This is a genomic window from Streptomyces sp. WMMC1477 (assembly GCF_027460245.1).
GTDB lineage: Bacteria > Actinomycetota > Actinomycetes > Streptomycetales > Streptomycetaceae > Streptomyces.
Map to the genome: position 1 here is coordinate 752,235 of NZ_JAPZBD010000003.1, position 14,449 is coordinate 766,683.

Here is a 14,449-nt window from a genome sequence, read left to right on the forward strand (position 1 = left end):
CGGCGGAACCGGCCGCGGGCGGCCGGGTGCCCGGCCGCCTACTGGTGCCGGTACATCTCGGCGACCAGGAAGGCCAGGTCCAGCGACTGGCTCCGGTTGAGCCGCGGGTCGCAGGCCGTCTCGTAGCGCTGGTGCAGGTCGTCGACGAAGATCTCGTCGCCGCCGCCCACGCACTCGGTGACGTCGTCACCGGTCAACTCCACGTGAATGCCGCCCGGGTGCGTGCCGAGGCTCTTGTGCACCTCGAAGAAGCCCTTGACCTCGTCGAGCACGTCGTCGAAGCGGCGCGTCTTGTGGCCGGAGGCCGCCTCGAAGGTGTTGCCGTGCATGGGGTCGGACACCCACGCCACCTGCGCCCCGGAGGCGGTGACCTTCTCCACCAGCGTGGGGAGGCGGTCGCGTACCTTGTCGGCGCCCATCCGCGCGATGAACGTGAGCCGGCCGGGCTCGCGGTCCGGGTCGAGCTTGTCGATCAGCGCCAACGCCTCCTCGGGCGTCGTCGTCGGACCGAGCTTGACGCCGATCGGGTTGCGGATCCGCGAACAGAACTCCACGTGCGCGTGGTCGAGCTGACGGGTGCGCTCCCCGATCCAGACCATGTGCCCGGAGACGTCGTAGAGCTTGCCGCTGCGCGAGTCGACCCGGGTGAGCGCCGCCTCGTAGTCCAGGAGGAGCGCTTCGTGGGAGGCGAAGAACTCGACGGTCTTGAACTCCTCCGGGTCCACCCCGCAGGCGTTCATGAAGTTCAGCGCCCGGTCGATCTCGCGGGCCAGGGCCTCGTAGCGCTGACCCGACGGCGAGTTCCTGACGAAGTCCTGGTTCCAGGCGTGCACCTGGCGCAGGTCCGCGTAGCCGCCGGTGGTGAACGCGCGCACCAGGTTCAGCGTGGAGGCCGAGGCCTGGTACATGCGCTTGAGCCGCTCCGGGTCGGGGCGGCGCGCCTCGGCGGTGAACTCGAAGCCGTTGACGGAGTCGCCCCGGTAGGTGGGCAGCGTCTCCCCGTCCCGCGTCTCGGTCGGCTTGGAACGGGGCTTGCTGTACTGGCCCGCGATGCGCCCCACCTTCACGACCGGGACCGACCCGGCGTAGGTGAGGACGGCGCCCATCTGGAGAAGGGTCTTCAGCTTGTTGCGGATGTGCTCGGCGGAGACCGCGTCGAAGGCCTCCGCGCAGTCACCGCCCTGGAGCAGGAACGCCTCGCCCCGGGCGACGGCAGCCAGGCGGTCCTTGAGCTGGTCGCACTCGCCGGCGAAGACCAGCGGCGGATAGGACTCGAGGTCCGCGATCACATCGCGCAGAGCCTTCGGGTCCGGGTAGTCAGGCTGCTGCGCCGCGGGAAGGTCTCGCCAGGTGGCGGTCGAGGTGCTGCTCTCAGCGTTCACGGTCACGGACACCAGATTACGGTGTCGTCGCGAGCGATTTGTCGCGCGACCGCCTGATGAGACGCCTGTCCCACGAAGCGCCCGAAAGGCCCGCCCCGCCCCGCCCCGCCTCGGGGCGCAGGTCAGGCGCCGCCGCCCAGGGCCGCGCCCGGACCGGACCCGCCGGCGCCGAGCCGCGGGTGTAACCGGGATCACCGTCAGGACAGGGGCCCGCGTCACGGCGGCGCCGTGCCGGGCCGATCCGCCTCCTCCTGGAGCAGGGTGTCGACGTCGGACAGGCGCCCGAGCTGGTGCACGGCCCGGGCGGTGCGGTGGTTGTGGGCGAGCAGGTCGCGGTGCCGGTGCACGAAGGCCCAGTACCCGGCGGTGTAGGGGCAGGCCCGCTGCCCGGTCCGGTCACCCGGGCGGTAGGCACAGGGGCCGCACAGGTCGCTCATCCGGTTGATGTAGGCGCCCCCGGCCGCGTAGGGCTTGGTGGTGATCTGGCCGCCGTCGGCGTACTGGGACATGCCGATGACGTTGGTGAGCATCACCCAGTCGTAGCCGTCGACGAAGCAGCGGTGGAACCAGTCCGTGACCCGGGCCGGGTGCCAGCCCCGCTGGAGGGCCCAGTTGCCGAGCACCATCAGGCGCGGGATGTGGTGGACCCAGCCCCGGTCGCGGACCTGCGCCAGCACCGTGGACAGGCACCGGGCCTCCACGGCGTCGGCGTCCAGCTCGGTGAACCACTCCGGCAGGTCGCCGTGGTGGCCGAGGGCGTTGCTGTCCCGGTAGGCGGGGCCGAGGTGCCAGTACAGGTGCCACATGTACTCGCGCCAGCCGGCGACCTGGCGGACGTAGCCCTCGACGGAGTTCAGCGGGGCCCGGTCCTCGCGGTAGGCGCGCTCGGCCGCCTCGACGCACTCGGCCGGGTCGAGCAGGCCGAGGTTGAGGGGGGCGGAGAGCAGGCTGTGGCTCATGGCCCAGTCCCCGGCGAGCATGGCGTCCTCCCACCGGCCGAAGGTGGGCAGCCGGCGTTCGACGAACGCGCGCAGGGCCCGGCGCGCCTCGGCCCGGCTGGCCGGGAAGAGGCGCGGGCCGTCGCGGCCGACGCAGCGGATCAGTCCCTCCTCCTCCCACCGGTCGAGGTCCGCGCGGACCTCGTCGTCGATGGCGTCCTCGCGGGGCAGGTAGGGCCCGGGCACCGGCAGCCCGGGCTCTCGCCGGGGCGGGGGCTCCCGGTTGTCGGCGTCCAGGTTCCACCGGCCTCCGGCGGGCTCGTCGCCGTCCATGAGGAGGTCGTGGTCCCGGCGGACGCGGCGGTAGAAGTCCTCCATCCGCAGCCGCTTCCCGCCGCTGGACTCCGTCCAGCGCCCGAAGTCCTCGAAGGGCACCAGGAACCCGCGCGGGGGCAGTACCCGGACGCCCGGCAGCGACCGCACCAGGCGCAGCGCGGCGTGGGAGGTGGGGTGGTGGACGGTGACGGGCGCGTCGCCGACCGCCCGGGAGAGCCCCTCGCGGTAGGTGTCGGCGCGGACGTAGCGGACGCGGTCGCCGAGTTCGGCCGCGCGGTGGCGCATGGCGGACAGCACGAGGTGGGCCTTGGCGCGGTGGAAGCGCCTGCGCCGCAGGACGGACGTGGCCTCGATGATGACGGCGGTGGCGCCCGGGCGCAGGAAGTGCGGGCCCAGCTGATCGCCGAACAGCCAGTGGAAGGGCGCCTGGTCCGCGGCGTCGGCGCTCATGTGGCCGCCTCCTTACCTGCTCGGTGGTCACCGGTCAGTGTGGAGCGTCGGCCCCGGCGGGCGGCGGTGCCGCGCCGGTCGGCCGCGAGCCGGGTCGGGCGCTTGTCGGCCGGCCGCTAGTCGGCCGGGGCCTCGTCCGTCCGCTCGTCCAGCGCGGCGTTCAGCTCACCGAGGAAGCGCAGGACGACGGCCATGTCCTCGGGGGCGAAGCGACGGCGCACGGCGTCGGTGTGCCGGGCGAGCGGGAGGAACGCCTCGCGGGCGATGGCGCGGCCCGCGGGGGCGTAGTGGAGGTGTACGACGCGGCCGTCGGCGGCGTCGCGGACCCGGGTGACGTGCCCGCCTCGTTCGAGGCGGTCCAGGCACGCGCTGACGGCCCCCGAGGTGAGGTTGAGGTGTTCGCGCAGGCGGCCGGGGGTCAGCGGGCCGCCGTGCCCGTCGCCGTCCAGGATCGCGATGAGGGCGAGGAGGTCGGTGTGGTGCAGGTCGTGGTCGCGGGCGAACTCCTGCCCGGCCCGGGTGACGCTTCCGGTGATGCCTCGCAGCAGCACCGCCAGAGTGTGCAGTTCACCGTCGGGCGGCCCGTCCACGCCGCCGGTGGACCGGGGTTCGTGTGCTCTCACCACTCCACCCTACGAGATCTCTCAATGATTGAGATAACCTGCTCCCGGCCGCGTCCGGCGGTCACGTTCGACCGAGAGGTGTGCCGTGCGCCCTTCACCGCGCGTTCTGCGCTGGTTCCTGCCCGCCGTACTACTCGTGGCCTGGCTGGCTCTCGGCGGGGTGGTCGGTCCCGCAGCGGGCAAGCTGGGCGAGGTCGCGACCAACGACCAGACCTCCTTCCTGCCGCGCAGCGCCGAGTCCACCCGTGTGCTGGAGGAACAGGAGGCGTTCCGGCAGGACGACACGGTCCCGGCGATCGTGGTGTGGACCGCCGACGACGGCACCGTGTCCGCGGACCAGCGCCGGGAGGCCCAGGCCGCCCTGGCGTCCGTCGCCGAGATCGAGGGCGTGACGGGACCGGCGTCGCCGGCGCTGCCCTCCGACGACGGCGAGGCGCTCCGCGGCCTCGTCCAGCTCCGCGGTGACCTGGGCGAGGAGACCGGAACCGCCGTGGACGCGGTGCGGGAAGCGGCCGACGCCGTGTCCGGCGCCACCGTGTACATCGCCGGACCGGCCGCCACCCAGGCCGACCTCGGCGAGGCCTTCGCGGGGATCGACGGACTGCTGCTGGGCGTCGCGCTCAGCGTGGTCCTGCTGATCCTCCTGCTGGTGTACCGCAGCGTGCTGCTGCCACTGGTCGTCATGGCCAGCGCCGTCCTCGCGCTGTCGACGGCCTCGGCGATCGTCTACCGGCTCGCCGAGAACGACGTCGTGCGGGTGGACGGCCAGGTGCAGGGCATCCTGTTCATCCTCGTCATCGGGGCCGCCACCGACTACGCCCTGCTGCTGTCGGCCCGGGCCCGCGAGGAACTGGCCGCCGGCCGGCCGAGGCTGGCGGCCATGGCCGCGGCGACGCGCCGGTCGGCGGGGGCGATCGTGGCCAGTGCCGCGACCGTCGCGCTCGGGCTGCTCGCACTGCTCCTCAGCGACCTCACCAACAACCGGGCGCTCGGCCCCGTCGGGGCGATCGGGGTCGCCTGCGCCGTCCTCACGACGCTCACGTTCCTGCCCGCGGCGCTCGCCCTGCTGGGCCGGGCCGCCTACTGGCCGGCGCGCCCCAAGCAGCCGGGTGACCCCACGTCCCCGGGCGGCGGGTCGCACAGTGTGTGGGAGCGCGTGGCCTCGCTCGTGGACCGGCGCCCCCGCCGCCTCGTGGCGCTCACCACGGTGGCGCTGTGCCTCTGCGCCGCCTTCGCCGGTCAGCTGCGCACCGACGGGGTACCGCTGAGCGAGACCTTCGTCAACGACGCGCCCTCGGTGGCCGCCCAGGAGGTGCTGAGCGAGCACTACCCCGGGGGCTCCGGCAGCCCGGCGGTCATCATCGCCGACGCCGACACCCTGGACGAGGTGACCGCGGCGGCCCGGGAGACCGAGGGCGTCTCCGAGGCCGGGCCGCTCACCGAGGGGCCGCGTCCCGGGGCCGGCGAGCCGCTCGTCGTCGACGGCCGGGTCCTGGTCAACGCGACGCTGACCGACCCCGCCGACAGCGACGCGGCCCAGGAGACGGTGGAGCGCCTGCGCGAGTCCGTCGACGTACCGGAGGCCGAGGCCCTGGTCGGCGGCTACACCGCCCAGACCTACGACACCCGCACGACCGCCGAGCGCGACCGCGCGGTGATCACCCCCGTGGTGCTGGCGATCATCCTGCTGATCCTCGTCCTCCTGCTGCGTTCCCTGCTCATGCCGGTGCTGCTGGTGGCGACGGTCGCGCTGAACTTCTTCGCCACACTCGGCGTCTCCGCCCTCGTCTTCGAGCACCTCTTCGGCTTCTCCGGCACCGATCCGTCCGTCGCGCTCTACGGTTTCGTCTTCCTCGTCGCGCTCGGCGTGGACTACAACATCTTCCTCATGACCCGCGTCCGCGAGGAGACCCTCCGCTCCGGCACCCGCGCCGGGGTCCTGAAGGGGCTCACCGCGACCGGCGGCGTCATCACCTCCGCGGGCGTCGTCCTGGCCGCGACCTTCGCGGCCCTGGCCGTCATCCCGCTCTCGTTCCTCGTGCAGATCGCGTTCATCGTCGCCTTCGGGGTGCTCCTGGACACCCTCGTCGTCCGCTCTCTGCTCGTCCCCGCCCTCGTCCGCTGGATCGGGCCCACCGTGTGGTGGCCCAGCTCCCTGCGCTCCCGCTGAAAGCCCGTCGGGGGGCTTCCGGCGGGATCCCGCCGGAAGCCCCCCGACGGGTTCAGGAGCGCGAGGCGGTGGCCGCCGCCCGGACGGCGTCCTCGGTGGTGGGGTGCGCGAACGTGAAACCGGAGGCGAGCAGCCGGCTCGGGAGCACACGCGTGCTGGCGAGCAGCTCCTCGGCGAAGTCGCCCAGGGCGAGCCGCAGAGCGGGTGCGGGGGCCGTGAACAGCGTGGGACGGCGCAGCACCCGGCCCATGGCGGCCGTCACCTCCCGGTTGGTCACCGGGTTCGGGCCGGTCACGTTGACGGGCCCGTCCAGGTCCGGGTGGTCCAGCAGATGGCGGAGCGCGGCGACGTGGTCGTGCAGGGAGACACAGCTCCAGTACTGCCGGCCATGGCTGACGCGGCCGCCGAGACCGGCCCGGAACAGCGGCATCAGGCGACGGCCCCACGCCCCGCCGTCCCCGGACACCACCAGGCCGGTGCGGGTGAACACCGTGCGCACCCCGGCCCGTCGCGCCGGTTCCGCGGCCGCCTCCCAGTCCCGGCACACCGAGGCCAGGAAGCCGTCGCCGCTCGGTGCCGTCTCGTCCACCGCCTGGCTTCCGGTGTCGCCGTAGTAGCTGATCCCGCTGGCGGACAGCAGCACGCGCGGCGGCTGCTCCAGGGAGGCCAGCGCCTCCGCGAGGGTGGCCGTGCCGCGCACCCGGCTGTCGCGGATCAGCCGCTTGTACGCGGCCGTCCACCGGCGGTCCCCCACGCCCGCCCCGGCCAGGTGCACCACGGCGTCGGCACCGAGGAGCCCGGCGCGGTCCACCGTGCCGCGCTCCGGGTCCCAGCGCGCCTCGTCGGCCGCCGTCGGCGCACGCCGCACGAGACGCACGACCTCGTGGCCGTCGCCGCGCAACGAGCGCGTCAGCGCCGTCCCGATGAGGCCGCCGGCTCCGGTGATCACTACCCGCACAGTTACCTCCGTGTCATGCGCTCGGACCGCCGTCGGGGCGAGGGCCGCCGTCCGGCAGGGCGGTGCGGTTTCCCAGGCTTCCCGCCCGTCTCGCCCGGGGCAAGGCGCGTCGCTTGCGCGTCGCTTGTCCGTCCGGCCCCGGGCCCGCTCCGGGACGCCGAAACGGCTCCACCCCGGCGGGATGCCCGCCGGGGTGGAGCCGCGTGTGCGCCCGGCGTCAGCCGAGGACGGTCAGCGCCTGGTTGAGGGTCTTCGACGGCCGCATCACGGCCGACGTCTTCGCCTCGTCGGGCTGGTAGTAGCCGCCGATGTCCGCCGGGGAACCCTGGACGGCGACCAGCTCGTCGACGATCGCCTGCTCCTGCTCGGTCAGCGTCCGGGCCAGAGCGCCGAACGCCTCGGCGAGCTCGGCGTCCTGCGTCTGCTTCGCCAGCTCCTGGGCCCAGTACAGGGCCAGGTAGAAGTGGCTGCCGCGGTTGTCGATCCCGCCGAGCCTGCGGCTGGGCGACTTGTTCTCGCCCAGGAACGTCGCCGTCGCCCGGTCGAGCGTGTCGGCCAGGACCTGGGCGCGGGCGTTGTCCGTCGACTGTGCGAGGTGCTCGAAGCTGACGGCCAGCGCCAGGAACTCACCCAGGCTGTCCCAGCGCAGGTAGTTCTCCTTGACGAGCTGCTGCACGTGCTTCGGCGCGGAGCCGCCGGCGCCCGTCTCGAACAAGCCGCCGCCGTTGATGAGCGGGACGACCGAGAGCATCTTCGCGCTCGTACCCAGCTCCAGGATCGGGAACAGGTCGGTCAGGTAGTCGCGCAGGACGTTGCCGGTGACCGAGATCGTGTTCTCGCCGCGGCGGATGCGCTCCAGGGAGAACGCGATCGCGTCGACCGGCTTCATGATCTCGATGCGCAGGCCCTCGGTGTCGTGCTCCGGCAGGTACTGCCGGACCTTCGCGATGAGGTTCGCGTCGTGCGCGCGGCCCTCGTCCAGCCAGAACACGGCCGGGTCGCCGGTGGCGCGGGCGCGCGTGACGGCCAGCTTGACCCAGTCGCGCACGGGCACGTCCTTCGTCTGGCACATGCGCCAGATGTCGCCCTCGCTGACCGTGTGCTCCAGGACAACGCCACCGTCCTCGTCCAGGACGCGCACGGTGCCGGTGACCGGGATCTCGAACGTCTTGTCGTGGCTGCCGTACTCCTCGGCCTTCTGCGCCATCAGACCGACGTTCGGCACGGAGCCCATCGTCGACGGGTCGTAGGCGCCGTTGGCGCGGCAGTCGTCGACGACGACCTGGTAGATGCCCGCGTAGCTGCTGTCCGGGATGACGGCCAGCGTGTCGTGCTCCTCGCCGTCCGGGCCCCACATGTGGCCGGAGGTGCGGATCATCGCGGGCATGGACGCGTCCACGATGACGTCGCTGGGCACGTGCAGGTTGGTGATGCCGCGGTCCGAGTCGACCATGGCCAGCTCCGGGCCCTCGGCCAGCTCGGCGTCGAAGGACGCCTTGATCTCGGCGCCCTCGGGCAGCGCCTCCAGACCCTTCAGGATGCCGCCCAGGCCGTCGTTCGGGGTCAGCCCCGCCTTGGCCAGGGTCTCGCCGTACCGGGCGAACGTCTTCGGGAAGAAGGCCCGCACGACGTGGCCGAAGATGATCGGGTCCGAGACCTTCATCATCGTGGCCTTCAGGTGCACGGAGAACAGCACGCCCTCGGCCTTCGCCCGGGCCACCTGTTCCTTGAGGAACTCGCGCAGCACGGCGACGCGCATGACGGCCGAGTCGACGATCTCGCCCTCCTGCACCGGTACCGACTCGCGCAGCACGGTGGTGGAGCCGTCGTCCCCGCTCAGCTCGATCCACAGCGAGCCCGCCTTGGCGATCACGGCCGACTTCTCGGTGGAGCGGAAGTCGTCACCGGTCATGTGGACGACGTTCGTCCTGGAGTCGGCCGTCCAGGCACCCATGCGGTGCGGGTGCGCCTTGGCGTAGTTCTTGACGGAGGCGGGGGCCCGGCGGTCCGAGTTGCCCTCGCGCAGCACCGGGTTCACGGCGCTGCCCTTGACCTTGTCGTACCGGGCGCGGATGTCGCGCTCCTCGTCCGTCTTCGGCTCGTCCGGGTAGTCCGGCAGCGCGTAGCCCTGCTCCTGAAGCTCCGCGATGGCCGCCTTGAGCTGCGGGATCGAGGCCGAGATGTTCGGCAGCTTGATGATGTTGGCCTGCGGCGTCTTCGCCAGCTCGCCCAGGGCGGCCAGCGCGTCCTCGATCCGCTGCGACTCCTCAAGGCGCTCGGGGAAGGAGGCGATGATCCGGCCCGCGAGCGAGATGTCACGCGTCTCCACGCGAACCCCGGCCGTCTTGGCGTACGCCTGGACCACCGGCAGGAACGAGTACGTCGCCAGGGCCGGCGCCTCATCGGTGTGCGTGTAGATGATGGTCGAGTCTGTCACCGGGTGCTCCGCTCCACGTCTGCAACATTGCTCGACATCAAGATATCTCCCTCGCCGCCCGCACCACGACCGGGCCGCCCCCTTACTTCTCCGGGCCCCCGCCCGAGCCCGCCCGCACCCTCCCCACCGCACTCGAACCACACCGCCTTGCCCTCCGCCGTCGCCCCGCAACCGTGCCGGTCGGCGACCAGGCCCAGCAGCGTGAGCCCGCGCCCGTCCTCCTCGTCCGGCCCGGCCTCCCTCGGCGCCGGCAGCCCCGGCCCCCGGTCCTCCACCTCCACCCGCACCCCGTCCCGCAGCCGCACCACGGTCACCCGGCACCACCGGTCCGGCACGTGCCGGTGCACGTTGGTCAGCAGTTCGCTGACCCCGAGCTGTACCGCGTCCCGCAAGCCCGTCAGCCCCCACAGGCCCAGATAGCTGCCGACGATGCGCCGGACGCAGCCCGGCGAGTGGTCCCCCACGGTCAGCTCCATGCGGTACCGCTGCGGGGCCAGGTCGAAGTGCTCAACAATCAGATTCACGGGACGAGTGTCGGCGGCGCCGACTACCGTGGGCTACGACGTGAACACAACCCACAACGGGGTGAGCCCGTATGCCCAACATCAAGCGCCTCGACCCCGGCGCGTCCCCTCTCCACTACTTCGGCGCCGAGCTGCGCCGCCTCCGCGAGGCCGCGGGCCTCACCCTCGACCAGCTCGGCGGCATCGTCTTCGTCACCGGCTCCATGATCGGCCAGGTGGAGACGGCCGCGAAGACGCCCCGCGAGGAACACGTCCCCCGCCTCGACGCGGCCCTCGGCGCCGACGGCTCCCTGATCCGCCTGTGGCAGCTGGTCAAGCGTCACCGGCTGCCCGACTGGTACCGGCACATCGCCGAGCACGAGGCCACGGCCACGGAGATCCGCGTCTTCCAGGCCCAGCTCGTCCACGGCCTGCTCCAGACCGACGAGTACGCGGAGGCCGTACTCGGCGTCATGGAGCGGGAGGGCCTGGAGATGAAGGTCGAAGCCCGGCTGGACCGCCAACGCATCCTGGACCGCAAAGAACCGCCCATCCTTTGGGCCATCTTCGACGAGGCCGTTCTCCGCCGCGAGATCGGTGGGAAGCGGGTGATGCGGAACCAACTGGCCCACCTGTTGAGTTTCCGCCACACGAACGAGGTACAGATCCAGATCCTGCCGTTCAGCGCAGGAGCCCACGCCGGGCTTCCGGGCTCGTTCGAAATCTTCTCGTTCGATGACCAGGACGACATCGCCTACATGGAGGGATACGAAGAGGGTTGGGCCACCGCCAATCCGCAACAAGTCAGGGCACGTTCACTCCGTTACGATCTTCTACGGGCCGAAGCCCTCTCCCCACGAGACTCGGCCAAGTTGATCGCCCGTGTGATGGAGGACTGCTATGGAGATGAACCCTGAGCTGGCCAGCGCACGTTGGCGAAAGTCGAGCTACAGCGCCGACACTGGGGGTTCCTGCGTCGAGTGCGCCACGCTCAACGGCGCGACGTGGCGGAAGTCGAGCTACAGCGGTGACACCGGAGGGTCCTGCGTCGAGACGGCGGCGTTGCCGCATGCCGTCGCGGTGCGGGACAGCAAGCGGCCGGACGGGCCCGCGCTCACCCTCTCCCCCGCCGCGTTCACCGCCTTCGTCCGCGCCGCGACTGCCGCTGACCTCCGCCCGCACGTAGTCTGAGGACATGAGTGTCGAACCGCTCCCTTCCTGGGCCATCCCGCCCCCTGGCGGCTTTACGGCCGAGGACCTGCTGCGGCTGCCCGGCCTCCCCCCGCACACCGAGCTCATCGACGGAAGCCTGGTCTTCGTGAGCCCGCAGACCAGGTGGCACAGTCGGCTCATCGGCCGACTGTGGGCAGAACTGGACAGGCAGGCTCCGGAGCACCTCAGAGCCGAACGGGAGATGACGGTCAAGCTCGGTCCGCGCCAGGCCCCCGAACCCGATGTCATCGTCGTCTACGCGGAAGCCTTTGACCAGGAGAATCCGGCCACGTACTACGTGGCGGAGGACGTGCTGCTCGCGGTGGAGGCGGTGTCGCCGGAGAGCGAGGAGCGCGACCGGGACACCAAGCCCCGCAAGTACGCCCAGGCCGGCATCCGGCACTACTGGCGCTTCGAGCGGGCCGAAGGCCGTACCGTCGCCTACCTGTACGAGCTGGATCCGGCCTCGCGCTGCTACGGGCTGACCGGCATCCACCACGAGCAGCTCAAGACGTCCGTCCCGTTCCCGTTCGCGATGGACCTGACCTCGGTGAACGCGCGGCTCGGGTGACGTGCGGGCCGTGCTGGTAGCGCCGGGCGGGGTGCGGGTCAGGGGCCGCACGGACGCGGATCTCGACGTCTGCGTCAGCGTGCTCGCCGACGTCCACGCCCGGGATGGTTACCCGGTCAACTGGCCGGATCGGCCCGGCACGTGGCTCGGCCCTGCCGGGCAGCTCGGGGCCTGGGTCGCGGAGTTGAGCGGTCGGGTCGTCGGCCATGTCGCCCTCTCCCGCGGCGCGCCCGACGACGTGGCTCCCGGCCTGTGGGCCGCCCGCCACGGGGCGCCCGGCGACGCGACGGCCGTCGTCAACCGGCTCTACGTCGCGCCCGGTGCGCGGGGCCACCGGATCGGCGCCGTGCTGCTGGGCCACGTCACGGCGGAGGCACGGAGGCACAGTCTGCACCCCGTACTGGACGTCGTCGCCTCCGACACCTCGGCCGTGGCCCTGTACGAGCGCCGGGGCTGGGAACCGCTGGGCGTGACCGAGCAGGCGTGGAGCCCGGGCGGCACCGTCACCGTCCGCTCCTACGCCGCCCCGACGGCCGACGCGGCAGACGGGCGCTGAATCGCTCCTTTCCTGAGCCCCCGTTCGCCGCATGGCCGAGGGTCCGCCGAGGCCGCCGCCCTCTGCCTTCGTCTGCTACTCCGCCTCGCCGTACGGACGGCCTCAGCCGTCCCGGGGCATAGGGGCGGGCTCAGCCTCGGCCATGCGCTCCTGCGTCCAGTACCGCTCGACGTCGGACGGGCCCGGCTGAACCTCGGACGTGGAGGTGCCGCCGGGGCTGACGGGCGTGGACTCGGGCGGGCCGAGGCCGGCGGCGCGTACCGCGAGCACGGTCGCCGCCGCCGCACCGGTGGCTCCGGCCGCCAGAACGAGCTTGCGGAGTGGTGAACGCTTCACGAGCGGGCCTCCCGGGCGGCGTGAGGTCGTGAGGGCGTGGCGCCCACACGGGCGCGGGGGCCGCCGGGCGGCCCGGCGAACCCCGCGCCCGCGTCCAGGCTAGAACCGGCCGCGGTTGAGCGCGAGTTGGAGGGCCTCCGTCGTCGCGGTGCCCCAGACGCCGTCCATGGCGAGGTCGAAGCCGTTGGACTTTCGCAGGTGGCCCTGGAGGGCCGTCACGGACGCCGTTCCGAAGTCACCGTCCACCACGAGGCTGGACCCGTACCAGCGGTTGAGGTGGCGCTGGAGGGCCGCGGCGGTCTGGGGGCCCCAGACTCCGTCGGCGGGGAACACCCCGATCTGGCTCTGGAGGGCCGCGTAGGTCTTCGGGCCGAGCTGACCGTCCACCACCAGATCGCCGGTGCCGTCGATGTAGCCGAAGTACGCGGACTCGGTGGCGGGTCCCCAGAGGCCGTCGGCGGTCACGCCGACCCGGTCCTGGAGCCAGCGCACGCCCGCGTCGGTGTTCGGCCCCCACACGCCGTCGATGACCAGCGGCGGGGAGTAGCCCAGCTCGTTCACCGCCTTCTGCTGCGCGGCCACGCTGCGGACCGTCGTCATGCCGCCACCGCCGCCCGCGACGTACGCCCGGTACGCGTCCTCCGTGGCCGGGCCCCACAGGCCGTCGGCGGTCACGCCGACGAGGTTCTGGAGCCAGCGCACCCCCGCGTCGGTGTTCGGCCCCCACACGCCGTCGATGACCAGCGGCGGGGAGTAGCCCAGCTCGTTCACCGCCTTCTGCTGCGCGGCGATCTGGCGTACGGCGGTCATTCCGCCTCCGTCACCGCCGCCGCTGTGCCCGTCGCCTCCGCCGCCGATCGGGATGTCGAGGCCGTCCATCCCGCCGAGCACCCACTCCCGCAGGTTCGCGCCGGGACAGCTCGTGGAGTTGCCCGGAAGACCGCCGTGATAGGTCGCGGTCAGCGTCTTGCCCGCCAGGCCGTTCGCGTGCAGGTACAGCCCCCGGATGACGTTCTTGGCGGCACCGGTGACATCGCCGTTGTAGCCGATGAAGCACACCCCGATGTGGCTGGTGTTGTAACCGGTGGCGTGTGCCCCGACGGTGAGCCAGCCGCGGCCCTCGTAGATCCGGCCCTGGTCGTCGACCAGGAAGTTGTAGCCGATGTCGTCCCAGCCGTTGGAGTCCATGTGGTAGTTCTGGATCGACCGGGGAGTCGTCGTCGCGGGGCTGTAGGAGTAGTGCACGGTGAAGCCCGTGCGTTCCGCCCACGTGGTGCGGGTGACACTCCGCGGCGCACGCGCGCCCCACTCCCCACGGGTGATGATCCCCGTGGGCTCCGGGCTCGGTTCGGGCTCGGGTTCCGGCGACGGCTTCAGCTCGTCCATGTAGGCGAAGAGGTTCCCCGGGCACTCCTCGCTCGTGCCGAACTGCTTGTGCCCCATGAGCATGTGGCCCGCCCTCCAGGAGGAACGGCTGCGCAGTGAGGCGATCAGCTCACGGATCTTGTCCCGCATGAGGATGGTCGGCTGCTGGTCCGATTTGACGAGGCCGCAGATCGTGTAGAAGCCCTCGTTGGCCCCGACGGCCTCGCCATCGCCGTTGAGGACGTAGGCGTTCCCGTTGGCCTCCGGACGTCGCGCCCCACGCCCCTCGAAGATCTCACCGTGCTGGCAGACGAGGTAGTTGTAGCCGATGTCGTCATAGCCGTGCCCGTACGGCGGGAGGGAGCTCGTGTGCTTCTGGTAGATGTCGAGGATGATGTCGAGACAGTCTTGTCTGGTCTCGTGCGGAACCGTGCCGCTGCCGGCGTGATGGATGGCGACGCCGCCCTTCCACGGCCGCCAGGGAAGGTCGGTGGTGCCCGCGGGAGCCTCGTCGCCCGCCCAGGCGCTCCGCGGTGTGATGGAAACCATGGCCACTCCACTCGTCGTCCTGCCAATGACGTGTCGGCGTCGCAGCAGCTCGCGGCGGGAAGC

The 14,449-nt window shown here is 72.2% G+C and carries 13 protein-coding genes; 5 read left to right on the forward strand and 8 right to left on the reverse strand.

Features of this window, described 5'->3' with window-relative positions; translation table 11 throughout:
• Window positions 1-38: 38 nt before the first annotated feature.
• From O7609_RS03730 to O7609_RS03740, 3 genes are all read right to left on the reverse strand, one after another.
• On the reverse strand, window positions 39-1,388 hold the full coding sequence (locus O7609_RS03730; RefSeq protein WP_269733471.1) for a class II 3-deoxy-7-phosphoheptulonate synthase: 1,350 nt from the start codon (window positions 1,386-1,388) through the stop codon (window positions 39-41).
• 209 nt (window positions 1,389-1,597) lie between these two features.
• A complete protein-coding gene (locus O7609_RS03735; protein ID WP_269733472.1) occupies window positions 1,598-3,106 on the reverse strand; it encodes a cryptochrome/photolyase family protein in 1,509 nt (502 codons plus the stop codon).
• A gap of 116 nt (window positions 3,107-3,222) precedes the next feature.
• Complete coding sequence (locus O7609_RS03740) at window positions 3,223-3,729, reverse strand: MarR family winged helix-turn-helix transcriptional regulator (RefSeq protein ID WP_443072055.1); 507 nt, start codon at window positions 3,727-3,729, stop codon at window positions 3,223-3,225.
• An 85-nt stretch (window positions 3,730-3,814) separates the two neighbouring features.
• Between O7609_RS03740 and O7609_RS03745 the strand changes: the two genes are divergently transcribed.
• Entirely contained in the window at window positions 3,815-5,899 is a 2,085-nt protein-coding gene (locus tag O7609_RS03745; RefSeq protein ID WP_269733473.1) for an MMPL family transporter, read from the forward strand.
• A gap of 52 nt (window positions 5,900-5,951) precedes the next feature.
• Here the strand turns inward: O7609_RS03745 and O7609_RS03750 are convergent, their stop codons facing one another.
• The 3 genes from O7609_RS03750 to O7609_RS03760 form a co-directional block, all read right to left on the reverse strand.
• Window positions 5,952-6,857 carry a TIGR01777 family oxidoreductase gene (locus O7609_RS03750; protein WP_269733474.1) on the reverse strand — a complete coding sequence of 302 codons (906 nt, stop codon included), beginning with the start codon at window positions 6,855-6,857 and terminating at the stop codon, window positions 5,952-5,954.
• 217 nt (window positions 6,858-7,074) lie between these two features.
• Complete coding sequence (locus tag O7609_RS03755; RefSeq protein ID WP_269733475.1) at window positions 7,075-9,294, reverse strand: NADP-dependent isocitrate dehydrogenase; 2,220 nt, start codon at window positions 9,292-9,294, stop codon at window positions 7,075-7,077.
• Window positions 9,291-9,818, reverse strand: coding sequence for an ATP-binding protein (locus O7609_RS03760; protein ID WP_332328021.1), 528 nt, complete (start codon window positions 9,816-9,818; stop codon window positions 9,291-9,293). Before O7609_RS03760 ends, O7609_RS03755 begins: the two co-directional genes overlap by 4 nt.
• A gap of 71 nt (window positions 9,819-9,889) precedes the next feature.
• On the opposite strand from O7609_RS03760, the gene O7609_RS03765 reads away from it, so the two are divergent.
• The 4 genes from O7609_RS03765 to O7609_RS03780 are packed head-to-tail and all read left to right on the forward strand — an operon-like array spanning window position 9,890 to window position 12,136.
• A complete protein-coding gene (locus tag O7609_RS03765; protein WP_269743075.1) occupies window positions 9,890-10,714 on the forward strand; it encodes a helix-turn-helix domain-containing protein in 825 nt (274 codons plus the stop codon).
• The gene (locus O7609_RS03770) at window positions 10,698-10,988 is read left to right on the forward strand and encodes a DUF397 domain-containing protein (RefSeq protein WP_269743077.1); all 291 of its coding nucleotides are present in this window, start codon (window positions 10,698-10,700) and stop codon (window positions 10,986-10,988) included. The genes O7609_RS03765 and O7609_RS03770 overlap by 17 nt, the downstream gene beginning before the upstream one ends.
• Before the next feature lie 4 nt (window positions 10,989-10,992).
• The gene (locus O7609_RS03775) at window positions 10,993-11,580 is read left to right on the forward strand and encodes a Uma2 family endonuclease (protein WP_269733478.1); all 588 of its coding nucleotides are present in this window, start codon (window positions 10,993-10,995) and stop codon (window positions 11,578-11,580) included.
• Between the two features lie 10 nt (window positions 11,581-11,590).
• Entirely contained in the window at window positions 11,591-12,136 is a 546-nt protein-coding gene (locus O7609_RS03780; protein WP_443072056.1) for a GNAT family N-acetyltransferase, read from the forward strand.
• A 102-nt stretch (window positions 12,137-12,238) separates the two neighbouring features.
• Here O7609_RS03780 and O7609_RS03785 read toward each other — a convergent pair whose 3' ends face one another.
• Window positions 12,239-12,472 (reverse strand): hypothetical protein, encoded by a 234-nt coding sequence (locus O7609_RS03785; protein WP_269733479.1) that lies wholly within the window; start codon window positions 12,470-12,472, stop codon window positions 12,239-12,241.
• A 99-nt stretch (window positions 12,473-12,571) separates the two neighbouring features.
• Window positions 12,572-14,386, reverse strand: a complete 1,815-nt coding sequence (locus O7609_RS03790; RefSeq protein WP_269743079.1) for a peptidoglycan-binding domain-containing protein — start codon at window positions 14,384-14,386, stop codon at window positions 12,572-12,574.
• Window positions 14,387-14,449 lie beyond the last annotated feature (63 nt).

Coding starts and splice junctions, on each gene's coding strand:
- O7609_RS03735 (WP_269733472.1), bottom strand. CDS start 3,106: ATGAGCGCCGACGCCGCGGACCAGGCGCCCTTCCACTGGCTGTTCGGC.
- O7609_RS03770 (WP_269743077.1), top strand. CDS start 10,698: ATGGAGATGAACCCTGAGCTGGCCAGCGCACGTTGGCGAAAGTCGAGC.
- O7609_RS03790 (WP_269743079.1), bottom strand. CDS start 14,386: ATGGTTTCCATCACACCGCGGAGCGCCTGGGCGGGCGACGAGGCTCCC.
- O7609_RS03765 (WP_269743075.1), top strand. CDS start 9,890: ATGCCCAACATCAAGCGCCTCGACCCCGGCGCGTCCCCTCTCCACTAC.
- O7609_RS03775 (WP_269733478.1), top strand. CDS start 10,993: ATGAGTGTCGAACCGCTCCCTTCCTGGGCCATCCCGCCCCCTGGCGGC.